Origin of the sequence: Caballeronia sp. dw_276, from assembly GCF_018449635.1 — a bacterium.
In the GTDB taxonomy this organism is placed as follows: Bacteria; Pseudomonadota; Gammaproteobacteria; order Burkholderiales; family Burkholderiaceae; genus Caballeronia.
Window position 1 is genome coordinate 67,596 of record NZ_JAAVUV010000015.1, and the last position, 25,689, is coordinate 93,284.

The following is a 25,689-nucleotide window of genomic DNA, read 5'->3' on the forward strand; positions in this document are numbered from 1 at the left end:
GTTTATCCCTTGATGCTCACGCCGCGCAGACGAATCAAGCCGTCGGGATAAGGCGTGAAACCCTGCACTTTCTTCGACATGGCGTACGGCCACGGCTGCGCGTAGAGATAGATGATCGGGTCTTCGTCGGCGAGGATTTTTTGTGCGGCATCGTAGGCCGTCTTGCGATCGGCGACCGACGATTTCACGCGGGCATCGTCAAGCAATTTGTCCACGTCAGGATTGCAATAACGCCCGTAGTTCAGATTGCCCTTGCACGTCACGAACTGATGCAGGTTGCCATCCGGATCCGTGCGGCCCGACCAGCCGAGATAGAGCAGTTCGAAGTCGCCTTTGGTCGAGGCATTGAGCGCCGCGGCGTAATCGGTCGGACGCAATTTCAGGTTGATGCCGGCCTCGGACAACATGGCTTGCAGCATCTGCGCCATCTGGTTCGATACGGTGTTATTGCCGAACGTCAATTCAATATCGAGCTTCTCGAAACCCGCCGCCTTGAGTAACGCTTTAGCCTTCGGAATGTCGCGCTTGGTGGTTTTCAGGGATGCATCGAAGTACGGGCTGTTCTTCGGGATCGCCTGGTTGATCGGCGCGAAGATGCCGCCGCCAATGACCTGATTGATCGCATCGCGGTCGATTGCCAGTTCGAACGCTTCGCGCACGCGCTTGTCCTTGAAGGCTTTTGGCGCGCGCGCGCCGTTCGATACGTTGAACGTGAGGTCATAGAAACCTAAACCGCTCATCGAAATGAAGTTGAGGTTCTTGTCGCTTTTCACCGATGCCACGTCGGAAGGCGCGAGGCGTTCCAGCATGTCGAGCGAACCCGAACGCAGGTTCGCGAGGCGCACGGTGCTGTCCGGGATCGGCTGGAAGATGACCTTCTGGATCGGGTATTTATCGGCGTCCCAATAGCTCGCGAATTTCTCGAGCACGACGCGGTCGTTCTGCACGCGCTGCACGAATTTGTACGGACCCGAGCAAACAGGATGCGTCGAAACGCCGGCGTCGTCGGTGAGCGTTTTCGGCGCGAGCATCATGCCGGCGCGATCGGTGAGCGTGGCGAGCAGCGCGGCATCCGGCGCTTTCAAAACGATGGCGACGGTGCTCGGATCAACCACGTCCACATGATCGATCGATGCCAGTTCGCTCTTGCGATTGCTCGCCGGCATGGAGCGCGAACGGTCGAGGTTGGCTTTCACGGCGGCGGCATCGAACGGTTCGTCGTTTTGGAATTTGACGCCCTGACGCAGCTTGAACGTCAGCGTCTTGTTGTCGGCGCTCATGCTCCAGGACGTCGCCAGCATTGGCACGATCTTCAAATCCGGGCCGATATCCACCAGCGAATTGCACAGCGAACTGAACACGATCCGGTCGACAACCTGACTGCTGCGCGCCGGGTCGAGCGTGCCGATATCGTCCTGCAAGCCGATACGAATCGTGGAACTCGTTTGAGCCATCGCAGCGCTCGTGCTGGCGGCGAGTGCTGCCGCCAAAAGAATTTTTCGCATCTGGAATTTCCCCGTTTTATCGTGTATTCGAATGTTCTTTGAGCGCGCCGTCGATCGCCGTCTGACGCTGCCGATACACCGCGAGCCGCTCGGTCAACTTCGGGCTCACGATGGAAACAAGCGGCGCGCCGCCACCCGCGTTCTGAATCTCGCGCCAGAAATGGCAGGCCACGCGATGTCCGTTCGGCAAGGTTTCGTTGACCGGCTGTTCATCGGCGCAACGCGCTTTTGCATGCGGGCATCGCGGATGAAAACGGCATCCCGAAGGCGGCGATGTCGGGCTCGGCAAGTCGCCGGTCAGCGACGCCTTGCTGCGCCGCTGACGCGGACTGCTCGCCGGAATCGCCTGCAACAGCGCTTGCGTGTACGGGTGCAAGGGTTGATCGAAGAGATCGTCTACGTCGGCCATCTCCACGATTTCGCCGAGGTACATCACCGCCACGCGATCGCTCATATGGCGGATCACCGCGAGATCGTGCGCGATCATGATCAGCGTGAGGCCGAGTTTCTGTTTCAGCGATTCAAGCAGGTTGATGACTTGCGCCTGCACGGAAACATCGAGCGCGGACACGGGTTCATCGCCGACAATCATCTTCGGCTCGCCCGCCAACGCGCGCGCGATGCCAATCCGTTGCCGCTGGCCGCCCGAAAACTCGTGCGGATAACGCTCGGCATAACCCGGTTGCAAGCCGACCGTGCGCAGCAGATCGGCGACGCGTTCCTGCAGCGCCGTGCCCTTCGCGAGCCCATGCAACGCAATCGGCTCGCCGATGATCTGCCCCACCGTCATCCCCGGATTCAGCGACGCAAACGGGTCCTGAAAGATGATCTGCATCTCGCGGCGAAGACGGCGCATTGGCTCGGTGCCGAGATGCGTGATGTCCTTGCCCTGATACATCACGCGGCCATCGGTGCTATCGATCAAGCGCAGCAACAGGCGCCCGAGCGTCGACTTCCCGCAGCCCGATTCCCCGACAATGGCAAACGTCTCGCCCTGCTGCACGGAGAACGACACGCCGTTCACGGCATAGACGGTCGGCGCGCGCGTGAACATGCTGCGCGTGCCGCCAAAGTGTTTGGTGAGTTCCTGCGCTTCGATGATTGGCGGGTTCATGCGGCCGCCTCGTTATACAAGGCCACGGTCTCGACCGGCGCGACCCAGCACGCAACCCGATGCGAGCCATCGATCATCTTGTCGGGCGGCGCCTGGTCGATACACCGCTGCTCCACAAACGGGCAACGCGGCGCAAACCGGCACCCCTTCGGCATCTGTTCCGGCGATGGCACCGACCCGCGAATCGTCGCCAACGCGCCTTCGCGTTTTCCCACCGAGGGAATCGCGCCCATCAAGCCGATGGTGTACGGATGCTGCGGGTCATCGAAGATTTCATCCACCGATCCATATTCCACAATTCGCCCCGCGTACATCACGGCGACGTGGTCCGCGACCTCCGCGACCACGCCGAGGTCGTGCGTGATCAGGACCATCGCCGTGCCGGTTTCGGCCTGCAGATTGCGCACGAGCAAGAGAACCTGCGCCTGGATGGTGACGTCGAGCGCGGTCGTGGGTTCATCGGCGATAAGCAACTGCGGGCGATTGGCGAGCGCCATCGCGATCATCACGCGCTGGCGCATGCCGCCCGAGAGTTCATGCGGATACGCGTCGAGCCGTTTTTCCGGTGCGGGGATGCGCACGAGGCGCAGCATTTCCAGCGCTTCCTTCCTCGCGGCCGCGCCCTTCAAGCCACGATGCCGCTGCACGCATTCCGCAATCTGATGGCCGATGGTGAACGCCGGATTAAGCGATGTCATCGGCTCCTGGAAGATCATCGACATGCGGTTGCCGCGGATATCGGCGAGTTCGCGCTCGCTGAGCTTGAAGAGATCGCGGCCGTCGAACAGCGCTTTTCCCGCGACGATATTCGCCGGCGGGCTCGGCAGCAAACCCATCATTGCGAGCGACGTCACGCTTTTCCCGCAACCCGATTCCCCCACGATGCACAGCGTCTCGCCCGCATTCACCGAAAACGACACGTCTTCAACGAGATTCGGCACATTCGCGGCGCGCGAGAATTTCAGCGAGAAACCGCTAACTTCGAGTACGGGAGTTTTCGTGGGCTGATCCTGAAGCGGCTTATTCGACGTCGACAAATTTCAACACTCCGCTGCGTAACAAAACGTGAAGCACAGACATGAATCTTTCACAGTCATTATGTCCGGCGCAATGCATCAGGAAATATTAAACTTTCTTTTTGACACTTAAATTTTTCTTGAGTAACGCCGATGCCAACCATCCGGATGCTGAAGACGTTTCGCGCCGTCGCGCGGACGGGTTCTTTTGCTGCCGCCGCCGACAAGGTCGCGCTCACGCAAGCGGCCGTGAGCTTGCAGATGCGCGGCCTGGAGCAAGCGCTTGGCCGTCAGCTTTTCGATCGCAGCGCGAGGCAGGTCGTGCTGAGCCGCCAGGGGCACGAGATCAGGTCGAAGGTCGAGCAGATTCTTGATTTACTCGATGAACTCGAAGCCACGCCCGCCGATTCCATGCATGGGCCGGTCGTGATTGGCGCGGTGGTATCGGTGATCGGGGCCTTGTCATTGGGCGTGGCCCAGTTGAAAACCGCGCATCCGGGGCTGGACGTGAGGTTGTTATCGGCGCGTTCGGACGAACTCACCGCAATGGTCGAGCAAGGAGAAGTGGATATCGCGGCGGTCGTCGCGCGGCCTGATCAGACGCTGCCCGATACGCTGAAATGGACGCCGCTCTATACAGAGCCGCTGATGCTGGTCGTGAGCCGCGAAATCACGGATAACGATGCGCATCGCGTATTGGCGTCGAACGGATTCTTGCGGTTTGACCGGCGCGTGCGCACCGGCGTGGTCGTGGATCAGGCGCTGACGGCGCTCGGCCTGGAGGTGAAGGAGTATCTGGAGCTGAATTCCATCGAAACGATCGTGGCGCTGGTCAGGAAGAACGTGGGCGTGACGGTGTTGCCAGAGTTGCATCGCGCGGGGTGGCAGGCTGATCCGTCGCTGCGGTTGATTTCGATCGCCCAGCCACCGATTTTGCGGACGGTCGGGATGATCGAGAGAGCTTCGTATGGAAGAAGCGGGATTACGGCGGCGATTATCGAGACGCTTCACGGCTAGTTTTGCCGTTCCGATGCACATCTCATTATTCGTCTATCCCGAAAACACATTTGCGCCTATCGAATACAATAAACCGATAGTAAGGGTATACACTGCATTTCATCGACGCAGTGAGCAGAACACATCAGCCACTGCGCCCCTTACAACTGAATATCGGAGCGCATCATGAAAAAGAACCTTATCGCCACGTTGTTGATCGCCACTTCCGCAGCCTTGGCTGCTCCCGCATTCGCAAGCAGCGGTTACGGCCCGGCACCGTCGTACAACCCGGCAGTCGGCGCACCGGCTTCGCAGCGCGGCCAAAGCGCGCAAACTGTTGCCGCTGAAAACGCACAAGCTCAAAGCGATGCAAAGTCCTACGGCGGCGTGCAAGACACGCAATCGCAATCTGGCAGCCGCGTCCGTGCGAACACCACGCAGTCCCTGTACTCGCATAACTAAGTTCGATGATTTGCGTCAGTTCGCGATCGTCAGACTGACCCACATCCGCGACTCACGCAAAACGTAGGAAGCGGTACAGCCGATGCCGGATGAACTACCCGTTCATCCGGCATCGGCTTTTTTATTGTGCGAAAAGACTGGGTAAGGAATCGGCACGCCCAATAGTCGCGGCTTAATGTTGCCTTAAGGATCGCGACTTATGGTGGAGTCTTGACCCCCCTGTATTACCCCTCTTAGGCCGCCTAGCGGCCTTCTTTTTTGAGTCCGCAAAAAATGAAAACGCTCTGGCGATTGTGCGTGGTTGCGGGTTGTCTGATTGGCGGCGTCGGACTCGCGGTCGCAGTATTCTCGTTGATCCTGCACATCGCTTGAACGTCAGGCGCTCTTCAGCTGCGCCTGCATGTTGAACGCCAGTTTCGCCGGTTGCCATTCTTTGGTTGAAGCGTTCGGCAGCGGCTGCTGAAAACTTGCCATCACCGCGTTCCACTCCGTTACGCGTGGATGCGCGTCAGGACCGGCGACGAGTTTGTCGAAGCTGAAATCAGGCTTCGTTTCAATCAGCATCACAAGCCGCGTTTCGCGCCGCCAGATCGTCATGTCGATAATGCCCGATGCCCTCAACGCTTCCAGCACTTCAGGCCAGACGGCTTCGTGATAAGCATCGTATTGCTCAATGACCGAGGGGTCATCGCGCAGATCGAGCATCAGACAATGGCGCGCAATATGAGCGTTCATTTTCAAGCCGCCGCGCGCGCATCCACACGAACGTGCGTGCGCTGCGTTCCCTGGATCGCGTCCCAATCCCAGTCGATACCAATGCCTGGTTCCATCGGCGCAACGGCGTAGCCTTGTTCGATCTGAACCTGCTTGCCGGTCAACGTGTCGAGTTGCGGAATGTATTCGAGCCACGTCGCGTTCGGAACGGCCGCGCACAGACTCACGTGCAGCTCCATCAAAAAGTGCGGGCAGATGGAGACATTCATGGTTTCCGCGAGATGCGCAACCTTGAGCCACGGCGTAATGCCACCAATACGCGCTACGTCCGCCTGCACGATCGAACACGCATCGGCTTTCAGATAGTCGCCGAACTGCCCCGGGTGATACATCGATTCGCCGACCGCGATGGGCGTCGAACTTGCCGCGTTGAGACGCCGATGCGCGGCGATGTTCTCGGCGGGCATGGGTTCTTCAAGCCACGCGAGCCGCAGCGGTTCATATGCGTTTGCACGACGGATGGCTTCGGACAAGGTGAAGCCCTGGTTGGCATCGACCATGATCTCGAAATCGTCGCCCATGGCTTCGCGCACGGCCGTGAGCCGGCGCATGTCTTCCGCCAGATGCGGCCGGCCGACCTTGATCTTGGCGCCGTGAAAACCGGCATCGCGCGCCTGGATGGTTTGATCGACGAGTTCTTTCGCCGATAAATGCAGCCAGCCGCCCTCGGTGGAATACGTGCGCGTGCGCGGTTTCGCGCCGCCCGCGGCAATCCACAGCGGCAGGTTCGCCACGCGCGTGTTGCGGTCCCACAAAGCGGTGTCGATTGCGGCGAGCGCCAGGCTCGTGATCGCGCCAACGGCCGTTGCGTGCGTGTGGAAAAACAGGTCGCGCCAAATGGCTTCGTACTCGGCTGGATTGCGGCCAATCAAACGCGGCGCGAGATGATCGTTCAGCAACGCGACAATCGACGAGCCGCCCGTGCCGATGGTGTACGTGTAACCCGTGCCCGTGCTGCCATCGCTGCAATGAATCGTGACGAGCACCGTCTCTTGCACGACAAACGACTGGATCGCGTCCGTGCGTTTGACCTTGGGTTGAAGATCGACCTGACGGATGTCGACGGTATCGATAGTTGCCATTTCCTGTTTCCTTTAAAGCTTGATTCAACCGATTCGTTCAGCCCTTCACGCCGCCGAGCGTCAGGCCCGCGATCAAGTGTTTCTGCACGATGAACGTCAGCACGATCGCGGGAATGATGATGATCACGGCCATCGCGCACATGCCGGCCCAGTCGACGGAAAACTGCGCGGTGAAATCCATCAGGCCGACCGGCAGCGTTTTTGTATCGGGGCTTCGGCACAATTGCGTGGCGAGCGCGAATTCGTTCCAGCTTGTCAAAAACGCGAAGATGCCCGCCGATGCAATCCCGCTTTTCGCGAGCGGCAACTCGATGCGCCAAAAAGCTTGCCAGCGGTTGCATCCATCGATTTGCGCGGCTTGCGACAATTCGATCGGCACTTCGCGGAAGAAGCCATCGATCAACCAGACGGTGAACGGCACGTTCATTGCCAGATAAACCAGGATCACGCCAATACGTGTATCGAGCAGACCGGTCCACGCCCAGAGCATGAAGATGGGCAACGACAACGCAATGCCCGGAATGGCGCGCGTCAGCATCAGCGTGACGAACATGACCTTCTTGTGCTTGAAGTCGAAACGCGCGAACGCGTAGCCGCCAAGCACGCCGACGGCGAGCGCGGCGACCGTGCTGACGCACGAGATGATCACGGAATTGACGAAGTACTGGCTGATTGGCAAAGAAGCCATTTGCCCATAGCCGAACATGCTTTTGAAGTTATCGAGCGTGTAGCTCGAACCCACCAGCGGCGATTGATTCGAGAGGATCGCGACGTTCGACCTGAACGCGTTGAGCACGACCCAAAGCCCCGGCAGGCAAATGATCGCCATGACGATGAACACGCCGAACCACATCGCCGACTTGCGCATGAATGCGCCCTTGATTGCCATATCGCTCATGATGTCAGGCAGGTCCCATGTGTTTGCGTGCGCCGCTCAGCTTGCGGAAGAAGTACAGCGTGAAGAGGATCGACACGAGCACCGAGACATACGCAATCGCATTTGCATAACCCATGCGTGAATCGTCGTACGCGATGCGGCCGACCATCGTCCAGAGCAATTCAGTGCGTCCGCCCGGTCCGCCGTTCGTCATGATGCGCACGATGTCATAGGCGCGCCCGACATCGAGTGAACGAATCGTCATCGATATATAAATGAACGGCATCAGGTACGGCAGCGTGACGTAGCGAAAGGTCTGCCATGACGTGCAGCCGTCTACCTTCGATGCTTCTATTGGATCTTTCGGCAAGGCCATCAACCCGGCGAGCAGAATCACCGCGAAGATCGGCGTGGAGTTCCAGACCTCCGCTGCGATCAGCGACGCAAGCGCCGAGTTTGCATCGACAAGAAACGGGAACGCGGACTTCGCGCCGAACAACGTCTGCATCAGGTTGTTCACAATGCCCGTGCTGTCGTTGAGCATGAACTTGAACTGAAAGCCGACAAGGACGGGCGAGAACATCATCGGAAACATCATCACCGTGCGCAACGCGCGTTGCCCTTTTGTTACCTGGTTGAGCAACAACGCAACGCCAAGCCCGAGCAACAGTTCGAGATTCAGCGCGACCGTGAGGAACAGAATGGTGCGGCCGAACGCGGCCCAGAAGTCTCCGTTCGCAAACGCGCGTTCGTAGTTGCGCCAGCCGATCCAGTGCGAAAGCGTGTCGGGATCGGTCAAACGATAAGCCGTGAAGCTCGTGTAAAACGAGAATAACAGCGGCAACACGACCACCAGACCAACCGCGAGGAACGCGGGCAAGAGCAGTTTGATCGGCAGCGGGATACGCCAGCGCGGTGTTGCGAGAGCGGGCTCGCCGCCGATCGAATAAGGCGTGTTGGATTGCATCGAAAGCCTGATGATGTTTGGTCGAGCGTTACTGGTCGGCTGCGTCCTGCATGATGTCTGCGACTTTCTTCGCGGCCTTGTCGAGCGCCTGCTGCGAGGTTTCGTCACCAATGATCGCCTTCTGCAGTTCCGGCCACAACGCATTGGAGATTTCGTTCCATTGGGCGATGCGCGGCGGCGTGAACGAATCCTCCTTCGCGGCCTGACTGAACGTTGCAACGGCGTCCGCCATGAAGTGATCGTCCTTGGTCTTGAACTCCTGCACGATGGCCTGCTGTGCGTCCACGCGCGAAGGAATGGAGCCGAGCCGCGCTTCGACGAGCTGAGAATCCTTGCTCGTCAGGAACTGGATGAAGCTCGCGGCAACTTCAGGACGCGCGCACACCTTGGTGATCGAGAAGCTATGCGATCCCGACCAGCCCGGACGCTTGTTTGCAGCGCCGAGCGGTGCGCGAACCACGCCTACGTTTCCGGCAAGCTTCGATGTCTTAGGGTCGTTATAAAACGATGCAAACCCCGGCCAGTCTAGATCTAGCGCGACCTTGCCCGACGCGAAGTTGTTGCCGAGATCGTCCCAGACGTAGCTCGGAACGCCCTTCGGAACCACGCCTGTTTTGTAGAGATTCACGAACCAGTCGAGCGTCTTCACGCCGGCCGGCGAGTTGAACGTCGGCTTCATTTTTGCATCGAGTAACTGGCCGCCGTTTGCCACCAGCAGCGAATAGAACGTGCCCGTCAGCGCTTCGTCCTTGCCAGGGAATTGCGTGCCATAAAAATTTGGCGCCTTGGTAAAGAACGTGGCCTGCTGCGTGAACTCGGCGAAGTTTTTCGGCGGCGCGAGATCCTGACCAAACTTCTTCTTATAGGCATCGCGATTCGCGGGATCGGCGTAGGCGGTCTTGTTGTAATAGAGCGCTTCAATATCCGTCGATCGCGGAATCTGCACGAGCTGGCCTTTGACCTCCGATTGCTTCAGCAACGCAGGCGCGAATGCCGAAAGATATGTCGCCGGGAACAAACCCTTGAGGTCACGGAAGATCGGATATTGCGCGGAAAAATTCGTATGATTCGACGACACGCAATAGTCGATATGCTGCGAAGCAATGTCCTGCTTAAGCTCACGATCCAGCTCGAAGTGACTCTTGCGCGAGATGATCTCCACCTTGGCGCCAGTCTCTTTTTCCCAAAGCGGAATGCGCGTATAAAGCGCTTCGTATTGCACGCCGCCAATCAGCTTCACGCGCAACGTGTAGCCTTTGTATTCGTTATCGGCGCGTGCTCCGGTTGTCGCGACCAAACCTGCCAGGGCAAGCATGGATACCGCGACCTTCACTGCGGTTTTTATCGAATCGTGGCGCATGATGCATCTCCTTTGTTATATGTCTTCGCTTGGTCTCAACACAGCCTGCGGCTGGTGTCGGTATCGAAGATCAGGGTGTTGTCGAGTTCCGCGGCGAGCCGGACGTTTTGTGCGGGCTGAAGCGGCAAGCGTCCGTTCACGATCACGCAGCAACGCTGCCCCGCGACCGTGCCGAATAGTTCAGTCGATGCACCCGTCGGTTCCACAACGTCAACGTTGAACGGAAGGCCGCCGCTCTGGGCGACCAGAAGATGTTCGGGACGCACGCCGACCGTGACGTCCTGTCCTTCGCGAGCGTTGACAACCGGCACTTGCAAGGCGAAATCGCCGATACGCACGCGCGCTCCATCGCCTTGCAATTCGTATTTGCCTTTGAAGAAATTCATGGAAGGCGAGCCGATAAAACTCGCCACGAACAAGTTGTCCGGGTCGTCGTAGAGTTCGAGCGGCGCGCCGATCTGCTCGATCGCGCCGCCATTCAGCACGACGATGCGATCCGCCATCGTCATGGCTTCAATCTGGTCGTGCGTCACGTACACCGTCGTTGCGCGAAGACGTTGGTGCAGCGCCTTGATCTCGGCGCGCATCTGCACGCGCAGCTTGGCGTCGAGATTGGACAGGGGTTCATCGAAGAGAAATACCTTCGGGTCGCGCACGATCGCACGTCCCATTGCCACGCGTTGCCGCTGACCGCCTGACAAATGCCGCGGATAACGTCCAAGTAAATCCTGAAGCCCGAGAATGGTCGCGGCCTGATTGGCACGCGCCGCGATTTCATCGGGCTTCAGGTCACGCAACTTCAGCGCGAACGTCAGGTTCTCCAGCACGCTCATGTGCGGATAGAGCGCGTAGTTCTGAAACACCATCGCGATGTCGCGATCCTTGGGCGGCAGGTCATTGACCACGCGTCCGTCGATCAAGATCCGGCCCTGCGTCACGCCTTCCAGTCCGGCAAGCGCGCGCAACAACGTCGACTTGCCGCATCCGCTCGGTCCCACGAGCACGAGGAATTCGCCGTCCGCAACGGTCAGGTCGATCTGCTTCAACACCTGCACGGCGCCGAACGATTTCTGCACCTGCTTGAATGCCACTTCAGCCATCAGCGTTACCTCGTTTGTGGATCGGGATAGGCACATCCCGCGCATCTCGCGGACCGTTTTCCACCGATGCAAATCATTTTAAAGATAAAACGGCCTTTCATATATGAATTTACGTTGGTGTTTTCCCGAGGATCGAATGCGCGCTTTTCCAGCCGAAGATGCCGCTTCGGGAGGTCTACAATCACGCCACGCTAGTAAGCAAAACACTGGAGGAATCTTGGATAACACGCGATATTCGGCACCGGCGCTCGAGAAGGGGCTGGACATCATCGAATTGCTGGCGGGTCATCCGGAGGGTTTGTCGCTCGCCGATCTCGGCAAGACACTTGGGCGCACGACGGCGGAAATCTTCCGCATGGTCGTGACGCTGGAAGCACGCGGATATCTTCTCGCGATAGGCGATCGATACGTCTTGTCGTTATTGCTCTTTCAACTTGCGCACAGGCATCAGCCGGTTCGATCGCTGGTGACCACGGCGCTGCCCTTGATGACGCAACTTGCCAACGACGTGCGGCAGTCGTTTCATTTGTGCGTGTATCAGGACGGCCGCGTGTTGATTGTCGCGGGCGTGGAGAGCCCGGAGCGTTTTGGATTTTCGTTGAAGGTGGGCACGTTGATCGGCATGACCGATACCGCGTCAGGTCAGGTGTTGATGGCGTTCCAGGAAGAACTCGAACGCAAGCGCATGTTGAAGCTCCACGTTCCGGTAGATGGCGAACTTCCCGTCGATGCAAAGCAGCTCGCCGCCGATCTCGCGCGAATCCGCGAACGTGGCCATGCGCGCATGCCGAGCCGCCAGGTCAGGGGCGTGAAGAATCTCGCTTATCCGGTGTTCGGACGCACCGGCCACGCGATTGCCACGTTGACGACGCCGTTTATAGAACGCATCGATAACGCGCCCGTGCCCGCCATGAACGAGGTCGGGGAACGGATGAAAGCCGCAGCGCAGACGCTGACCGAATTGATGGGCTTGAATGTGTACTGGGAACCGGGCGCGAGCGGCAGTTGATTTCCATGACTTATTGAGGAAGCGCCATCACGAGATTGAATATGCTTGCAGCGCCGCCGACGACCGGACGTCTCGCCACGTCCAGCCGCCGGCACACGCCACCTCTCCCCTCGGACTTGCTGCTCCCCGATACTCCGACGCTTTACCGAGCTGAGGTCGGTTTGTCCCCGTGGCATCGTTGAGGGTATTTAGCCATGGGAGAGCTTTCGACGCATCCCCACATATGTATGGATAGGGATGGCGGTGGTCGAGGGCGCTGCGTTTTGTTTTCTCACCGAGATCCACTCATGACTATCCGACTTCCCGAGTTCGATGCCGCCACCGCGACCGGCGAACAAAAAGCCGTGCTCGATGAAATCCTCTCAGGCCCGCGCGGCAATCTCAACGGCCCGTTTCCAGGCTGGATTCATAGTCCGGAACTGGCGCAGCACGCCCAACGCCTCGGCGCCTTCTGCCGATACAAGACAGGCTTGCCGCTTCGGCTTTCCGAACTTGCCATCCTGGTTACCGCGGCACGCTGGCAATCGCAGGCGGAGTGGTTCATCCATTATCCGATCGCGCTCGAAGCGGGTCTTCCCGCCGCAATCGCGGACGCCATCCACGATAATCGACCACCCGTTTTCGATGGCCCCGACGACGCCCTGATCTTCGATTTCGCCACGCAGCTTTACGAGACTAAGCGCATCACCGACGCAACCTTCAATCAAGCGGTGGCGCGCTTCGGGCACGTAACAGTGATCAATCTGGTCGGCTTGCTCGGCTACTACGCGCTGGTCGCAATGACGTTGAACACCTTCAACATGCGCGCGGAGGGACAAACCGAGCTACCGTTTCCCGAGCCACGCGAGTGATCAAGGCCGCACCATCGACAGATCCATCGCGTCGAAATCGGGTGGCAAGGGTTCGACGGCATAGCCGCGTCGGACCCACTCGTCGAGGCCGCCGTACAGCGCCCGGACGTTCACGAAGCCTTTCCCTCGCAGCCGGCGGCACACCCTTCGCGCGGTGGCATCGTTGGAACGGGAGCAATAAACCACGATCACGCTCGACCGAAGCGAAGTATCGATACTTCCCGGCGAATCAGGATCGAGCAATTTAGCGCCTGGAATCCGCACGCCTTGCTCGTCGCGATCGGCGTGCTTGCGTGCATCGATAATCAACGGCGGCGAGCCCGATCTCATCATGACGTTGAGCTTGCGCGCCGTGACGACCCGGCGGCGCAGCCATCGTCTGATGCGCCAGCGCAACAGGTATCGATAGATCAGGTAGACAAGAGCAGCCGCCGCCAGCACGTCCAGAATGGACGCCCCGTATGGCCGCAAAATCATCAACAGCATGGCCAGTTGCTGCTCGAAGAGCGCGCCGCCCAGCAGCCAGAACGACGCCCACGCGACCGTACCGGCCGCGTCCCAGGCAACGAACTTGACCGGCGAAATCATCGTGGTGCCCATCAACGGCGGCGTGATGAGCGCGAGGCCCGGAACGAACTTCGCCACGGCTACGATACCAATGCCGAAGCGTTCGAACAGATTGCGCGTCGTGCGAATGCTGGCATCGGCGGAAAGCGAGCGTCGCGAGAAAAAGTCCGTGAGGCGCGCGCCATAGATTCGCCCCGCAGAGAACCACGCAAAGTCGCCGATCAGCGCTGCCACCACGGCCGCGAACAACACATGCGAGAACGCCAGGAGGCCGGCCGCGATCGCCGAGCCCGCGAACAGCAGCACAGGGATGATCGGCAGGGGCACGCCTAGTCGCGTCACGAGCACGTTGACGAAGACGACCGCACTGCCCCAGGTGGTTATTGCCGACGGTGGAATCTGAATCAAGTGGCCGCCTCCCAATCCCTTCATTACACGGCGCGCCCGTCAACGGCGCGTTCATTGTCCTTCCGATGCAACCAGCGTCACCGGAATGCCCCCGCAACCGGCGCTTCTCGCGACTTCGAGGTCCTGCCAAGGAGATCCGTCGCCGTGCGTTGAGATCATCGATGCAAGCCCCTTGTCTGGCCGCAAAACGTTGAACGGCCAGGTCGGACGCACGAGCCGCTCGTGAACCAGCGCACCGAGCCAGATCGGCGTGGGCGCCTGTCCTCCGCGATGCTCGACCACAAAGTTCGTCGGCCAGAAACGCAGGACATCGCGTTCGTCGGCACTCATGTGCGCACGCGTGAAGACGAGCGCCGACGGTTCGCCGTTGTTCAAGCGCGGCAGTACGGGCAACTCGGTGGCCGTTGCGTTTGGAGACACCAGCGACAACACACTTCGCGCCGATAAATGCGTGCCTTCCGTCCACCCGCGACCTTTCAATTGCGCGCTGATCTGCGCGGCCGTTGCGCTCCATTGAATGGTGATCGGTTCACGACGGTCGCCATCCATGCTGGATCGATAGCAAGAAAAGGTCCGCCACACGGTATCGGTCCATTGCAGCGAGGTGACCACCGTAGGCGCAGGACTGGATTCGTGCGCTGTTGCCTGAATGCTTGCACCGGATTGCAGCACGACGCTCGCGCCGACCAGCGCCAGGACAACGATTGGCATCGCCGGGCGAGCGGGAGGTTTCGCGGGGTATCGCCAGACGGCGGTCAGCGCGATCAGGAAGACCCACGTCGCGGCGAGCGCGGCACCGCCCACCGCATCGGAAAACGTGAAGTGGCCGAAATACACGCCGGCGAACGCAACCGAAAACAGGATCGCGAGCGTTGTCATCGCGGTCAGGATTCTGGCCACCATCCCGACGCGACGCGCGATCAGGAACGCAAGGAATCCATAGATGACCACGCTCGCCGCAACGTGATTACTCGGAAACGCGCGCAACCCGGACGCGACTTCGCCTGGCAGCGGGCGCGCGGTCGTGATCTGAATGGCGAGGATCAGCAACTGTGAGAACGCGACGGCGGTCAGCCAGTACGCCACCGTGCGCCACCGGTGTTCGATCGCCATCCACACGACTACCAGGACGGTAAGCGCGCCGAGCGTCGGGACGCTGCCCAGTGTTGCGAACACGGCAAGCACGGCGTCGCCCCATGAAGACCGGAATGCCTGCAAAAACCGGTACACCGATACATCGACCTGGACCAGCGGATCGCCGTGCGATACGTCATGCAACGTCGAAAAAAACACGCTCGCCGACACCAGCAACAACACGGAAATCACAGCAATAAGCGCTGCCGCCTGATGCTTCGGATCCAGCACGCCGAGGACCACGCGCCCTGCGAAACCACGGTCATGCCGACGCGCCCAGTCCAGCACGTTCCGGCGCGACGCGTCCGTCCAGGCGCGCGCGTGAAACACGAGCAGCGTGGTGAGCTTGAGGGTGAGCCACGTCACCGCGACTGCGATCGCGAGCAAGACGACGAGCCGGAACGACACGGCGCCGGCGAGTTCTATTGATGCCCCAAAGACAACGCCCGGCAGAATATGCAAAGGTGCCCAGATCAGCGCCGAGAGAATGTTGATCGCGAGAAAGCGTGTTGACGGCATGCCGAGCATCCCGGCAACCACGGGCACGACCGCTCGCAATGGCGCGATGAACCTCGCGAAGATCACGCTTTTTGCGCCGTGTTTTTCGAAGTATCGCTGGCCGGCCGCAAGCATGCCCGGGTGCGTTCGAAACGGCCGCAACTGCGCGATGCTGTCCTTATAGCGGCATCCGAACCAGTAGCTGGCAGCGTCGCCCGCGACCGCGCCCGCGATGGCACACGCGAAAACCCAGCCCAGGTTGAGCACGCCCGTGCCGACCAGCGCACCGGCAACGAACATTGCCGTGCTACCGGGTATGAAGGTTCCAATGAACGCTATGGATTCAAAAAACGATGCAAGCACGACAACAGTCAGCGCCCAGCCCGGATGGCCGGCAAGGACATGCAGCAACTTGAAATAGGCATGCTCCATCTACGTCTCCGGACCCCGCGCTTTTGTCGGATTCTACGGCTGTTGAGCGTAGCAAGCGTTGTGTATCGATCCGACAACCGCCACGCGGTAACTCTGACATTAAATAAACCGTGCTGCGCCGATATCCAGCAAAAATGTCTTTGCATGGAATGGCCTTTGCTCAAGAGAAACATCACGCAAGCGAAATGCCGCTCCTGTAACATAAACGCACGAATAACCCGTCACGGTTAATTGAATGGAAAACAAATCTTTGGAAGAACGGCTTCGTCTGCACGCTTATCATCTGTGGGAAGCAGATGGCCGTCCGCACGGACGCTCCGACGAATATTGGCAAAAAGCCCTTGAGCTTGTGGAACGCGAGACATCTGCGGGTAGTTCCAGCAAAGCGCCAGCCAAAAAGACCACGCGATCCAAATCGAAAGCAGCGCCAGCCAGCGCGGTCGAGGCAGAGGCTCCGAAGGCCAAACCTAAGGCAGCAAGCAAACCGGCCGCCAAGAAAGCAGCCAAGCCCAAGGCTGCAGGTACGGCAGAAAAGAAGCCGAAAGCGTTAGCTGAAACGCCGGCTAAACCGGCAAAGAAAAGCGCGGCGAAAACCAAAGCCGATGCTGATGCAAAGTCCTCCGACACGGCATCGAAAACGGCGTCCAAGCCAGCGAAGGTCGCGTCCAAAGCGCCCAAGAAATAAACAACAACACTTAAGCCGGGATGTTTATCGGCAAATTTCAGCGAGCTTTTGGAGCAATCATGCGTAGGGTTTTAACTGCAATTTTATTGGTCGCGGCTGCAAGCGCGATCGTGCCGACCGAGGCCAGCGCACGGCCTCGCCAGGAATGCCGCCGCGTTTGGGTTCATGGTCATTATGTGCGGCGTTGCCGCCCGATTCCGCCGCCGCGACATCACCATCATCGGCCACCGCCGCGTCATCGCCCGCCGGCACATCGGTATTAAGCAGTTTGCAGCGGTCCTCGCGCAGAGGGTCGCTGCCGTCTCGCCATCTTCGAATCCAGAGATATATTCCCCCGGTTTCAGCAGCTCCTGGGCGGTCGATACGCCTATGCAAAGCATCCTGCATCTGCAAATAATTGAAACAAATAAGCGGATAAAACGGCATTTATTATTAAGACAGTTTGGGTGGCTTCCGCAATGACCTAGTGCGTGGCATAGTGCGGAAAATTACTTCTTAAGGAACCCAAAATGCCGACACTCGAACAAATTCAGGCGAAGCTAAAGAAGCTTCAGGCGCAGGAAGAGCTTCTGATTGCGAAGCGCAATCAATCGATTCTCAACCAGATTCGCAAGCTGATGGCAACGCACGGTTTGACGACCGCTGATATAGAAGCGCATGGCTCAACGCCTGCAAAACGCCGCGGACGTCCTGCAGGATCGTTGGCGAAATCCAAAGCTGGACAGCCGGTTAAAGCGAAAACGGCGAGCAACGGCAAGCTGCCTGCAAAGTATCGTGATCCGAAGACGGGCGCTACGTGGAGCGGATGGGCCCGCCCGCCACTCTGGATCAAGGGCGTCAAAGATCGCTCGAAATTTCTGATCGATGGCAGCGCCGCAACCGACATCACAACGAATGCGTCGCGCAAAACCTCTTCTTTGAAATCTGTCAATGCAGGCGCTAAGAACGCTAAAGCCAAGCGTGCAACGGCCAAGAAGATTGTGCGGAAATCATCGGCCATAAAAACTGGCAATGCGGTTGCTAAGACGTCCGCTAATGGTTCTGCAGACTTACTGGCGGTTTAATGCCTTGACAGCGTTTCTCGCGCGCACCGGAGCGGCGGCCTCGTCAATATCTGAACGCCGCTCAAGCTAACTCACATTCCTAACGATGTCCGCCGCCGCCATGGCCACCGCCACCGCCGCCATGTCCGCCACCGGACCACTGGCCGCCGTGACCGCCACCATGGCCATATCCACCGCCTTGCCCGTGGCCATTCCAGTACCCGCCGCGACCATGATCGTAGTATCGGCCGCCGCCGCCCCAGCCACCGCCGATATAAACGCTGCTGTACGCAGGCGCATAACCGTAGTAACCCGGCGCTGCGTAACCAGGGTCATAAGGCTGGCCATACCCATAGCCGTACCCTGGCACGGCTACGCATCCGCCCAGCAAAGCCAGACTTAACGCTAATACAATTGACTTGAGCATTTGATCGTCTCCCGTGCTTCTTAAGTAGGAACCGAATAGCGTTGCTTAGTTCAAGCGCAATTGTGTCCTTGGATTACGATGCCAGCCTGCTATTGACGATTACCAAGTGGCTTTTTTATCACTGCACTGTCTTGGACGCGCTCATTGCGGTATTGGGCGCCATGGCATCCATGCTCGTGGTTTTGTCCATGCCCGGATTTTGGGTGGTGCTGGACGTGACGCTATTCGAACCCGATACCGGATCGCCCCAATGCGTCATACCTGAAGTCGCTGCGCTATGCGCATTTCCGCCACCGGTGCCGCCCTGCCCGTTGCCGCCGCCTTGCGCAAAAACAACAGCCGACGCACACAGCGAAGCAACCGAAACGCCCGCCACCACAACTTTCAGCATTGCCTTTTTCATGGATGTTCTCCTTAAGGCGCGAGTGCGAAATTGCGCCGCGTCAGAGCTATATACGTGGCTTGCAAGACGCTGGATGCAAAGAGGACATTCGAGCCAGTTTTGGATTTGGTTTAAGAGGCACCGAGAACGTGAAAAATAGATCGCGCCAGAAACCGCGATCTATTGTCCACCTGCGCTTTACTGCTTTTGCATCGTCACGATCGTCATCGTGCCGGCCACGTCTTCAACGCGCACTTTTACTTTATCGCCTTCATGCGCCTGCTTCAGCATTGCGGCGTCTTTCGCTTTGAACGCCATCGTCATGGCCGGCATGCCTACGTTTTGCAGCGCGCCGTGCTTGAGTGTCACCATGCCGGACGCAGTATCGATTTTTTTGACTTCCGCGTCGGTCAACGCGGTTTTGGACGATGACGCGGAACTCGTCGTCATTGTTCCGTTCATCTTCATGCCGGCCATATCGTCGGCCACGGCCGATTGTGAAACGGCAAACGCGGCACCGAAGGCCATCGATACACAAATAAGCTTCTTCATTTGATTTCTCCAGAGTAAGTAGAAGGCACCAACGTGCTAAAGGAACGCCGCAACTGTCGGCGTTTCACGAGCAACCATGCTGCGGGAATAACGAACATCGATAAAAGCGGCGCGGTGACCATGCCGCCGACCATGGGCGCAGCAATGCGCTGCATGACTTCCGAGCCTGCGCCGTGGCCGAGCATGATGGGGATCAGGCCGGCGAGGACCACGGCGACCGTCATTGCCTTGGGACGTACGCGCAACACGGCGCCTTCGCGGATGGCATCGATCAGAAGCGCCTCGGTCATCGCGTGGCCGCCTTGGAGCCGATGCTCGAGCGCGCGCTTGAGGTACAACAGCATCACTACGCCGAATTCCGCGGCGACTCCTGCGAGCGCAATAAAGCCAACGGCCGTCGCAACCGATACCGCGTGACCCAGAATCCAGATCAGCCAAAAGCCGCCGACGAGCGCGAACGGCACGGTCGACATCAGCAGCAAGGCATCGGCGGCGGAGCTAAAGGTCAGGAACAGCAGCACGAAGATGATCACCAGCGTGACGGGAATCACGGTGCGAAGTTTGGCCGACGCACGCTCAAGATATTCGAACTGCCCCGACCACGCGATCGAATAGCCCGGCGGCAACACGACCTTCGCGGCGACCGCGCGCTGCATTGCCGTCACGGCCGATTGCAGATCGGTATCGCGGATATCCACATACACGTAGCCCGCAAGCCGCGCATTCTCGCTGCGGATCATGGGCGGTCCGTCGGCAATCTTCAGCGTGGCGACATCGCCGAGCATGATCTGCGCGCCGCGCTCCGTGACTATGGGAAGCTGTCGCAAGTTCTCCAGCGAGTCGCGAACCTCGCGCGGATAGCGGACGTTGATGGGAAAGCGCTGCCGCCCGTCGATCACCTCGCCCACGTTCTCCCCGCCCACCGCCGATGAAACCACCGACTGGATATCCGCGATCGCGAGACCGTATCGCGCAGCCCTCAGGCGGTCGATATCGACATCGATATACCGCCCGCCGTTCAAACGCTCGGCGAGCGCGGACGAAACGCCCGGCACCGTCTTCACGGTTGCTTCGACTTGCGTTGCGATCTGGTCGATCACGCCGAGATCACTGCCCGATATCTTCACGCCGACCGGCGTCTTGATCCCTGTCGACAACATGTCCAGGCGATTGCGAATCGGCGGCACCCATACGTTCGATAAACCCGGCACCTTCACCGTCCTGTCGAGTTCATCGACGAGCTTTTGCGGCGTCATGCCCGCGCGCCATTGATCGCGCGGCTTGAACTGGATCGTGGTCTCGAACATTTCGAGCGGTGCGGGATCGGTGGCGGTATCGGCGCGGCCCGACTTGCCGAACACTGTTGCGACCTCGGGCACGGTCTTGATCAGACGATCCGTCTGCTGCAACAACTCGGAAGCTTTCTCCGCCGATATCCCCGGCAAAGCCGTCGGCATGTAAAGCAGATCGCCTTCGTCGAGCGGCGGCAAAAACTCGCCGCCCAATCGCGAGATTGGAATTGCCGTCAGCCCAAGCGCCACGACCGCAATTGCAATCGCGGCCCACGGACGGCGCAACGTTGCCTCAAGCAACGGACGATACAACCGGACCAGCACACGATTGATCGGATTCGCGTTCTCGTGCGGAATGCGGCCGCGTACGAGATATCCCATCAGCACCGGAACCAGCGTGACCGACAACAACGCCGCCGCCGCGATGGTGTACGTCTTCGTAAACGCAAGTGGCGAAAACAGCTTCCCCTCCTGGCCTTCGAGCGAGAACACGGGAATGAACGACATCGTGATGATGAGCAGCGAGAAGAACAACGCAGGCCCGACTTCCGCCGCCGATGCCGCGATCAACTCCCATCGCTGCGGCGCGGTAATGGGTTGATCCGGATGCGCGTGTTCATGCGCCTCCAAATGCTTGTGCGCGTTTTCGATCATCACGATAGCCGCATCGATCATCGCGCCGATCGCGATCGCAATGCCGCCCAGCGACATCAGGTTTGCATTGACACCCTGATAACGCATCACGATAAACGCGGCAAGCACGCCCAGCGGCAACGAAAGAATCGCGACAAACGCGCTGCGCAGATGGAACAGGAAAAGCGCGCAAACCAGTCCGACGATCACGAATTCTTCGATCAGCTTGTCGCGCAGATTATCGACGGCGCGTTCGATCAGCTTCGATCTGTCGTAGGTCGTGACCACTTCCACGCCTGCGGGCAACGACTTTTTCAGCGTGTCGAGTTTCGCCTTGACCGCTTCGATGGTCGTCAATGCATTCTTGCCGGAACGCATCACGATCACGCCGCCCGCGACCTCGCCTACGCCGTTCAACTCCGCGATGCCGCGGCGCATTTCCGGTCCGATCTGGATACGCGCAACATCGCCGAGTAATACGGGCGTGCCCAAATCGTTGGTGCGAAGAACGACGTTGCGAAAGTCATCGAGCGAATGAAGATAGCCTGACGAACGCACCATGTAATCGGATTCGGCCAGCTCGATCACGGAACCGCCCGATTCCTGATTGGCTTTTTTCAGCGCATCCGTCACGGTCTCTTGCGTGATGCCATACGCGCGAAGTTTGTCGGGATCGAGTACGACTTGATACTGACGCACCATCCCGCCGATGGACGCAACTTCCGACACGTCGGGCACCGCCTTCAGTTCGAACTTGAGGAACCAGTCGTTGAGCGCGCGAAGCTGACCGAGATCGTGCTTGCCGGTTTTATCGACGAGGGCGTATTCGTAGACCCAGCCCACGCCCGTTGCGTCGGGTCCTAACGAAACCGTTGCGCCTTGCGGAAGCCGGCTTTGAACCTGATTCAGATATTCGAGCACGCGTGAACGGGCCCAATACTGATCCGTCTTGTCGTCGAAGAGGACGTACACGAACGCATCACCAAACGATGAATACGCGCGAATCGTCTTTGCGCCGGGCACGCCGAGAAGCGTGGTGGTGAGCGGATACGTCACCTGGTCCTCAACCACTTGCGGCGCCTTGCCCGGATACGACGCCTTGATGATCACCTGGGTGTCGGAGAGATCGGGCAACGCATCGAGCGGCGTTTGCGTGACCGAAAACACGCCCCAGCCCGTGATCAAAAGCGTCGCCAGCAAGACCAGAAAACGGTTGGTGATCGACCATCGAATCAGTCGTTCGATCATTTGGCGGCCTCCATGCGATCGACCTTCGTGAGTTCGTAGCCATCGTCGGATTGCTTGAACGCAAAGTGCACGGTCTCGCCGGGTTTGACGTCGGCGAACGCGGTGGCCGACGGTTTTCCGAAGGACATGGTCATCGCGCCCCATCCCAATGCGGCGACAGGTTGATGCGAAAACGTGATGTCGTGCGCGCTCACGGCGTCGACCTTACCGGTGGTCTCGTAGGTTTGAACCGCGGGTGCAAGCCTTGGCAAAACCGACTTCAGGCTCGCTTCCGAATCGATCAGGAATTGGCCGGAAGCGACAACTTCTTCTCCATCGTTCAAGCCGCTGAGCACTTCGGTATCGCCGCCTGTATCGATGCCTGTTGTGATCGCGACGGGTTGCAGCCGGCCATCGGATTGCTTGACGATCACGACCGAACGCTTGCCCGTAGTAATCACCGCTTCTGAAGGCACGACCAGCCGTGACGCTGACGTCGCGCCACCAATGTGCGCGCGCATCAACATGCCGGGCGTGAGCTTGAGGTCTTTGTTATCGATGGAAAGACGCGCTTGCAACGTGCGGCTGCCCGTAGTTATCCCGGGAAGAACTTCGCGGATATGGCCAGTGAAATGCTGCGTTGAATCGCCTGCAAACACCGCATCCACGCTCATGCCGGGTTTGACTTGCAGCGCCATTGCCTCGGGCACTTCGACCACGAGCCACAGCGGATTCAGACCCGCGATCTTGGCAAGCGTCTGGCCGGGCGCGACCATCGCGCCATCCCGCACGTTGAGTTCGCTCACCACGCCATTCGATGGCGCCGTCAACGTGACATGCGTCTGCGCCTCGCCCGTGCGATCGAGGGCGGAGACGACGCCTTCGGGAATCGATAACGCCCTCATCCGAGCACGCGATGCCGCGAGCATGGCGTCGTCCATGCCGCTGCGTTTGAGCGCGAGATATTCCTCTTGCGGCGCGAGCCAGTCCGGCACGAACAGCGAAGCAACCGGCGCGCCCTTCTTGATGCGCTGCATCGGCGCGTTCGCATACAACCGGTCGATGTAACCCGTCACGCGCGATTGAACGACATCGGCGAGAGATTCATCGAACTGTGTTGTCCCTACCGCATCGAAGCTCGTCGCCACGTTGACGCGCCGGGCCGTGGCGTATCGAATGCCGAGGTTCTGCTGAAGCGTCGAGTCGATCCTGATACCCGTCGAAGCGTTGCCTTCGTCTGCGAAAACAGGTTCGAGCTGCATGTCCATGAAGGGCGATTTGCCGGGTTTGTCGAAGTGCTGGTTGGGCGACATCGGGTCATGCCAATAGAGCACCTTGCGTCCGCTCGCCGCCGCCGATGCAGGTTCGTCGGCTTTCGCGCGATGCGTGCCGGCAACATATCCCGCCGCAAGCAACGCGGCCGCCGCGAACACGGCGAGGACAGCACGCGTGATGTGTTTATTGTTCATCGTGGTCTCACTGTCCGTAGGTCATCGATGGCGGCACGATCCGATACTCGAGCTGCGCCCAGGTAAGCGATACATCGCGTTGGAGATCGAGCACTTGCAGGCGTGCATCGAGGACGGCGCGCTTCGCGGCGAAGGTATCGGCAAGCGATCCGGTTCCGGCGCGATATGCTGCCGTCGATAACTGCAGCCGCTGATCCGCGGCCGGCAGCAGGGATGTACTCAGGTTGGTCATGCGCTCGCGTCCGCTCGCGAGCGTGGCGGAGAGGTTGCGGATATCGGCATCGACTTGCCGTTGCGCGTCTTCATACATCAGACGCGCCTTGGTGCCGAGCTCGGATTTTTCAGCGGTATCGCGGTCCTGCCGATCGCGCCGGTTCAGCGGAATCGGAATGCTGACGCCAACCGACACCATGTTCGAGTACTGCCCGCCGCGCTGCTGGTATGCAACTCCCCACGTCCAGTTCGGGTTGCGATTGCTTTGCGCAACCGCCGTTTCCGCGTCGGCCACGGCAATCTCCGAGGACGCGCCGATCAACGCAGGCTCGACACGCTTCAACTCTTCGGGCGGCAGCGCCGCCACCACGGACTGCGGCGCGGGTGGATCGCCGGCAATGTCGGTGACGGGCGCAGCCGTCCATCGCGACAAACTGATCAGCGCCGTCTGCAACACTTGCTGCGCCTTCAGCAATTGATCGCGCGTTTGCGCGAGCATGACCTGCGCTTGAGTGACATCGGCAGCGCTCGCTTTAGCGCCCCGATACGACGCCTGAGTCGCGGCCAACTCGTGAACCATGTGATCGACAACTTCCTGCTGCAAAGACAACGCCTTCTTTGCATAAGCCGCGTTGAGCCAAGCGGTCGCGGTCTGCTCCCGCACGTTCACCAGTTGCGCGAGATAGCCGGAACGTTCGCGATCAACTTCCTGACTGGCGAGCGCCGTACGCAAGCGCCTTTTCTCAGGCGACACCCATTCCTGTTCGATGCCGACGCGCCGCATCGTCATGAAGTCCTGTCCGATGGTGAAGCCCTGCGGACCATTGACCGGCAGATTGTCGATACCGGCCTTCAGCGTCGGATCAGGCAACTGGCCTGCTCGAATGACGCCTTGCGAACTTGCACGCACCGATGACTGTGCGGCCTGCATGGAAGCGGACCGATCGGTCGCCGACTGCAGCGCCGCGTCTAGTGTTAAAGGCGTTTCCTGAGCGACGGCATTAACGCCGCCGAGTAATAAAGTAAAAGCGAGCGCGCGCTTTCGCCCATGCCGGAATACCGGCACGGTAATAGATGAATACATGTCTCAACCCCGACGGTCGAATCCCATAGGGATTCACGTCCTGAATGCAGGACGACCTCACCGAAAAAACGGCGAACGTTTAGCGAAGGGAATTAGAGCGAACGGGGAGGTTTCCACAAGCCGTCAGGCTCGCGGACAAACAGCGATTGCTTGGGATGGAAGAATACCGGCCGATAAGCCCGCAGGGTCCGCGCAATGCTTGGCGCAGAGGCCGGAATAGTCATGCAGCCGATCTGGCATTGCACGTCCATCTTGCACAGCGGACTTTTGGATTTGCTGTCGTGCCCGGATGAAGAATCCGACATCGAAGCCATGGAATCACAACCCGGCATGGACTCATTCATGGCGCTTGAAGAATCCATTGTCATGCTCTGCATGGGACACGGTCCGGCCGAGCCGCTGGCTGCCAGCCCGGTTAAGGGCAGCACCGCGCAAAGCCACAAGACGAACAATGTACGCAGGATTTTCACGACGGGAAGTATAGCTCAGCGAAAATTTCCGTGTTTCGACGCTTAAGCATTTTTCTTAAG

General features: G+C 59.3%; 25 protein-coding genes. 7 read left to right on the forward strand and 18 right to left on the reverse strand.

Annotated features, from left to right (window positions below; all coding sequences use genetic code 11):
- Positions 1 to 2 precede the first annotated feature (2 nt).
- Genes HB633_RS26430 through HB633_RS26440 form a run of 3 tightly spaced genes read right to left on the reverse strand, consistent with a single transcriptional unit; the run spans position 3 to position 3,656 of the window.
- The gene (locus HB633_RS26430; protein ID WP_213781122.1) at positions 3 to 1,505 is read right to left on the reverse strand and encodes an ABC transporter substrate-binding protein; all 1,503 of its coding nucleotides are present in this window, start codon (positions 1,503 to 1,505) and stop codon (positions 3 to 5) included.
- A gap of 16 nt (positions 1,506 to 1,521) precedes the next feature.
- Positions 1,522 to 2,619, reverse strand: a complete 1,098-nt coding sequence (locus tag HB633_RS26435) for an oligopeptide/dipeptide ABC transporter ATP-binding protein (protein ID WP_213781123.1) — start codon at positions 2,617 to 2,619, stop codon at positions 1,522 to 1,524.
- Positions 2,616 to 3,656, reverse strand: a complete 1,041-nt coding sequence (locus HB633_RS26440) for an ABC transporter ATP-binding protein (protein ID WP_213781124.1) — start codon at positions 3,654 to 3,656, stop codon at positions 2,616 to 2,618. Before HB633_RS26440 ends, HB633_RS26435 begins: the two co-directional genes overlap by 4 nt.
- 132 nt (positions 3,657 to 3,788) lie before the next feature.
- Between HB633_RS26440 and HB633_RS26445 the strand changes: the two genes are divergently transcribed.
- Together HB633_RS26445 and HB633_RS26450 are read left to right on the forward strand one after the other, a co-directional pair.
- The gene (locus tag HB633_RS26445) at positions 3,789 to 4,652 is read left to right on the forward strand and encodes a LysR substrate-binding domain-containing protein (RefSeq protein ID WP_213781125.1); all 864 of its coding nucleotides are present in this window, start codon (positions 3,789 to 3,791) and stop codon (positions 4,650 to 4,652) included.
- A gap of 165 nt (positions 4,653 to 4,817) precedes the next feature.
- On the forward strand, positions 4,818 to 5,093 hold the full coding sequence (locus tag HB633_RS26450) for a hypothetical protein (RefSeq protein ID WP_213781126.1): 276 nt from the start codon (positions 4,818 to 4,820) through the stop codon (positions 5,091 to 5,093).
- Between the two features lie 375 nt (positions 5,094 to 5,468).
- Here the strand turns inward: HB633_RS26450 and HB633_RS26455 are convergent, their stop codons facing one another.
- The 6 genes from HB633_RS26455 to ugpC are packed head-to-tail and all read right to left on the reverse strand — an operon-like array spanning position 5,469 to position 11,253.
- Positions 5,469 to 5,828 carry an L-rhamnose mutarotase gene (locus HB633_RS26455; RefSeq protein ID WP_213781127.1) on the reverse strand — a complete coding sequence of 120 codons (360 nt, stop codon included), beginning with the start codon at positions 5,826 to 5,828 and terminating at the stop codon, positions 5,469 to 5,471.
- Between the two features lie 2 nt (positions 5,829 to 5,830).
- Positions 5,831 to 6,949 (reverse strand): mandelate racemase/muconate lactonizing enzyme family protein, encoded by a 1,119-nt coding sequence (locus tag HB633_RS26460; protein WP_213781128.1) that lies wholly within the window; start codon positions 6,947 to 6,949, stop codon positions 5,831 to 5,833.
- A 37-nt stretch (positions 6,950 to 6,986) separates the two neighbouring features.
- Positions 6,987 to 7,817 carry a carbohydrate ABC transporter permease gene (locus HB633_RS26465; RefSeq protein ID WP_213781238.1) on the reverse strand — a complete coding sequence of 277 codons (831 nt, stop codon included), beginning with the start codon at positions 7,815 to 7,817 and terminating at the stop codon, positions 6,987 to 6,989.
- 34 nt (positions 7,818 to 7,851) lie between these two features.
- Positions 7,852 to 8,793, reverse strand: a complete 942-nt coding sequence (locus tag HB633_RS26470) for a sugar ABC transporter permease (RefSeq protein ID WP_174362290.1) — start codon at positions 8,791 to 8,793, stop codon at positions 7,852 to 7,854.
- A 28-nt stretch (positions 8,794 to 8,821) separates the two neighbouring features.
- Positions 8,822 to 10,153 carry a sugar ABC transporter substrate-binding protein gene (locus HB633_RS26475; protein ID WP_213781129.1) on the reverse strand — a complete coding sequence of 444 codons (1,332 nt, stop codon included), beginning with the start codon at positions 10,151 to 10,153 and terminating at the stop codon, positions 8,822 to 8,824.
- Between the two features lie 35 nt (positions 10,154 to 10,188).
- Positions 10,189 to 11,253, reverse strand: a complete 1,065-nt coding sequence (ugpC, locus tag HB633_RS26480; protein ID WP_213781130.1) for a sn-glycerol-3-phosphate ABC transporter ATP-binding protein UgpC — start codon at positions 11,251 to 11,253, stop codon at positions 10,189 to 10,191.
- Between the two features lie 217 nt (positions 11,254 to 11,470).
- On the opposite strand from ugpC, the gene HB633_RS26485 reads away from it, so the two are divergent.
- Positions 11,471 to 12,262: an IclR family transcriptional regulator gene (locus HB633_RS26485; protein WP_062170285.1), complete on the forward strand. Its 792-nt coding sequence runs from the start codon at positions 11,471 to 11,473 to the stop codon at positions 12,260 to 12,262.
- A gap of 287 nt (positions 12,263 to 12,549) precedes the next feature.
- Positions 12,550 to 13,113, forward strand: coding sequence for a carboxymuconolactone decarboxylase family protein (locus HB633_RS26490; protein WP_213781131.1), 564 nt, complete (start codon positions 12,550 to 12,552; stop codon positions 13,111 to 13,113).
- Here HB633_RS26490 and HB633_RS26495 read toward each other — a convergent pair whose 3' ends face one another.
- Positions 13,114 to 14,088: a VTT domain-containing protein gene (locus HB633_RS26495; protein WP_213781132.1), complete on the reverse strand. Its 975-nt coding sequence runs from the start codon at positions 14,086 to 14,088 to the stop codon at positions 13,114 to 13,116. It lies immediately after the preceding gene.
- 51 nt (positions 14,089 to 14,139) lie between these two features.
- On the reverse strand, positions 14,140 to 16,152 hold the full coding sequence (locus HB633_RS26500; protein WP_213781133.1) for a bifunctional DedA family/phosphatase PAP2 family protein: 2,013 nt from the start codon (positions 16,150 to 16,152) through the stop codon (positions 14,140 to 14,142).
- Positions 16,153 to 16,387: 235 nt separating this feature from the next.
- Between HB633_RS26500 and HB633_RS26505 the strand changes: the two genes are divergently transcribed.
- Positions 16,388 to 16,837 (forward strand): DUF2934 domain-containing protein, encoded by a 450-nt coding sequence (locus HB633_RS26505; RefSeq protein WP_213781134.1) that lies wholly within the window; start codon positions 16,388 to 16,390, stop codon positions 16,835 to 16,837.
- 57 nt (positions 16,838 to 16,894) lie between these two features.
- On the opposite strand, the gene HB633_RS26510 is transcribed toward HB633_RS26505, so the two are convergent.
- The gene (locus HB633_RS26510) at positions 16,895 to 17,263 is read right to left on the reverse strand and encodes a hypothetical protein (protein WP_213781135.1); all 369 of its coding nucleotides are present in this window, start codon (positions 17,261 to 17,263) and stop codon (positions 16,895 to 16,897) included.
- 83 nt (positions 17,264 to 17,346) lie between these two features.
- Between HB633_RS26510 and HB633_RS26515 the strand changes: the two genes are divergently transcribed.
- The gene (locus HB633_RS26515) at positions 17,347 to 17,901 is read left to right on the forward strand and encodes an H-NS histone family protein (protein WP_213781136.1); all 555 of its coding nucleotides are present in this window, start codon (positions 17,347 to 17,349) and stop codon (positions 17,899 to 17,901) included.
- Between the two features lie 79 nt (positions 17,902 to 17,980).
- On the opposite strand, the gene HB633_RS26520 is transcribed toward HB633_RS26515, so the two are convergent.
- The 6 genes from HB633_RS26520 to HB633_RS26545 form a co-directional block, all read right to left on the reverse strand.
- Entirely contained in the window at positions 17,981 to 18,307 is a 327-nt protein-coding gene (locus HB633_RS26520) for a hypothetical protein (RefSeq protein ID WP_213781137.1), read from the reverse strand.
- 118 nt (positions 18,308 to 18,425) lie between these two features.
- Positions 18,426 to 18,710, reverse strand: coding sequence for a hypothetical protein (locus tag HB633_RS26525; protein ID WP_213781138.1), 285 nt, complete (start codon positions 18,708 to 18,710; stop codon positions 18,426 to 18,428).
- A 177-nt stretch (positions 18,711 to 18,887) separates the two neighbouring features.
- On the reverse strand, positions 18,888 to 19,241 hold the full coding sequence (locus HB633_RS26530) for a copper-binding protein (protein WP_213781139.1): 354 nt from the start codon (positions 19,239 to 19,241) through the stop codon (positions 18,888 to 18,890).
- Positions 19,238 to 22,414 carry an efflux RND transporter permease subunit gene (locus tag HB633_RS26535; RefSeq protein ID WP_213781140.1) on the reverse strand — a complete coding sequence of 1,059 codons (3,177 nt, stop codon included), beginning with the start codon at positions 22,412 to 22,414 and terminating at the stop codon, positions 19,238 to 19,240. The genes HB633_RS26530 and HB633_RS26535 overlap by 4 nt, the downstream gene beginning before the upstream one ends.
- Positions 22,411 to 23,862 carry an efflux RND transporter periplasmic adaptor subunit gene (locus HB633_RS26540; protein WP_213781141.1) on the reverse strand — a complete coding sequence of 484 codons (1,452 nt, stop codon included), beginning with the start codon at positions 23,860 to 23,862 and terminating at the stop codon, positions 22,411 to 22,413. Before HB633_RS26540 ends, HB633_RS26535 begins: the two co-directional genes overlap by 4 nt.
- Before the next feature lie 7 nt (positions 23,863 to 23,869).
- Complete coding sequence (locus HB633_RS26545) at positions 23,870 to 25,159, reverse strand: TolC family protein (RefSeq protein WP_213781142.1); 1,290 nt, start codon at positions 25,157 to 25,159, stop codon at positions 23,870 to 23,872.
- A 222-nt stretch (positions 25,160 to 25,381) separates the two neighbouring features.
- On the opposite strand from HB633_RS26545, the gene HB633_RS26550 reads away from it, so the two are divergent.
- Positions 25,382 to 25,675 (forward strand): hypothetical protein, encoded by a 294-nt coding sequence (locus tag HB633_RS26550; protein WP_213781143.1) that lies wholly within the window; start codon positions 25,382 to 25,384, stop codon positions 25,673 to 25,675.
- The last annotated feature ends 14 nt before the right edge of the window (positions 25,676 to 25,689 follow it).

Coding starts and splice junctions, on each gene's coding strand:
- HB633_RS26430 (WP_213781122.1), bottom strand. CDS start 1,505: ATGCGAAAAATTCTTTTGGCGGCAGCACTCGCCGCCAGCACGAGCGCT.
- HB633_RS26550 (WP_213781143.1), top strand. CDS start 25,382: ATGCAGCCGATCTGGCATTGCACGTCCATCTTGCACAGCGGACTTTTG.
- HB633_RS26500 (WP_213781133.1), bottom strand. CDS start 16,152: ATGGAGCATGCCTATTTCAAGTTGCTGCATGTCCTTGCCGGCCATCCG.
- HB633_RS26470 (WP_174362290.1), bottom strand. CDS start 8,793: ATGCAATCCAACACGCCTTATTCGATCGGCGGCGAGCCCGCTCTCGCA.
- HB633_RS26545 (WP_213781142.1), bottom strand. CDS start 25,159: ATGTATTCATCTATTACCGTGCCGGTATTCCGGCATGGGCGAAAGCGC.
- HB633_RS26505 (WP_213781134.1), top strand. CDS start 16,388: ATGGAAAACAAATCTTTGGAAGAACGGCTTCGTCTGCACGCTTATCAT.
- HB633_RS26525 (WP_213781138.1), bottom strand. CDS start 18,710: ATGAAAAAGGCAATGCTGAAAGTTGTGGTGGCGGGCGTTTCGGTTGCT.
- HB633_RS26450 (WP_213781126.1), top strand. CDS start 4,818: ATGAAAAAGAACCTTATCGCCACGTTGTTGATCGCCACTTCCGCAGCC.
- HB633_RS26520 (WP_213781137.1), bottom strand. CDS start 18,307: ATGCTCAAGTCAATTGTATTAGCGTTAAGTCTGGCTTTGCTGGGCGGA.
- HB633_RS26445 (WP_213781125.1), top strand. CDS start 3,789: ATGCCAACCATCCGGATGCTGAAGACGTTTCGCGCCGTCGCGCGGACG.
- HB633_RS26455 (WP_213781127.1), bottom strand. CDS start 5,828: ATGAACGCTCATATTGCGCGCCATTGTCTGATGCTCGATCTGCGCGAT.
- HB633_RS26530 (WP_213781139.1), bottom strand. CDS start 19,241: ATGAAGAAGCTTATTTGTGTATCGATGGCCTTCGGTGCCGCGTTTGCC.
- HB633_RS26535 (WP_213781140.1), bottom strand. CDS start 22,414: ATGATCGAACGACTGATTCGATGGTCGATCACCAACCGTTTTCTGGTC.
- HB633_RS26435 (WP_213781123.1), bottom strand. CDS start 2,619: ATGAACCCGCCAATCATCGAAGCGCAGGAACTCACCAAACACTTTGGC.
- ugpC (WP_213781130.1), bottom strand. CDS start 11,253: ATGGCTGAAGTGGCATTCAAGCAGGTGCAGAAATCGTTCGGCGCCGTG.
- HB633_RS26465 (WP_213781238.1), bottom strand. CDS start 7,817: ATGCGCAAGTCGGCGATGTGGTTCGGCGTGTTCATCGTCATGGCGATC.
- HB633_RS26460 (WP_213781128.1), bottom strand. CDS start 6,949: ATGGCAACTATCGATACCGTCGACATCCGTCAGGTCGATCTTCAACCC.
- HB633_RS26515 (WP_213781136.1), top strand. CDS start 17,347: ATGCCGACACTCGAACAAATTCAGGCGAAGCTAAAGAAGCTTCAGGCG.
- HB633_RS26540 (WP_213781141.1), bottom strand. CDS start 23,862: ATGAACAATAAACACATCACGCGTGCTGTCCTCGCCGTGTTCGCGGCG.
- HB633_RS26490 (WP_213781131.1), top strand. CDS start 12,550: ATGACTATCCGACTTCCCGAGTTCGATGCCGCCACCGCGACCGGCGAA.
- HB633_RS26510 (WP_213781135.1), bottom strand. CDS start 17,263: ATGCCGTTTTATCCGCTTATTTGTTTCAATTATTTGCAGATGCAGGAT.
- HB633_RS26475 (WP_213781129.1), bottom strand. CDS start 10,153: ATGCGCCACGATTCGATAAAAACCGCAGTGAAGGTCGCGGTATCCATG.